The 312-nt window shown below is 40.7% G+C and carries 1 pseudogene; it reads left to right on the top strand.

What is annotated here, in order from left to right:
* Positions 1-312 (top strand): annotated as a pseudogene (locus HMPREF2644_RS06345) (ABC transporter ATP-binding protein); the annotation flags it as partial.

Here is a 312-nt window from a genome sequence, read left to right as displayed (position 1 = left end):
TATTGAATGGCTGGAAAATTTCTTACTGGATTTCCAAGGTAGCATTGTATTTATTTCCCATGACCGTTCTTTTATTCGCAAAATGGCAACACGCATTGTGGATTTAGATCGCGGTCAATTGCAGTCTTATCTAGGCAATTACGATTTATATTTAACCACGAAAGAAGAAAATCTACGCGTTGAAGCCTTGCAAAATGAATTATTTGATAAACGTCTTGCACAGGAAGAAGTGTGGATTCGCCAAGGTATCAAGGCTCGCCGTACAAGAAATGAAGGGCGAGTGCGAGCATTAAAAGCGATGCGTGAGGAACG

The organism is Haemophilus sp. HMSC071C11 (assembly GCF_001837655.1).
Taxonomy (GTDB): Bacteria; Pseudomonadota; Gammaproteobacteria; order Enterobacterales; family Pasteurellaceae; genus Haemophilus; species Haemophilus influenzae.
This window is presented reverse-complemented; position numbering and strand designations above follow the sequence as displayed.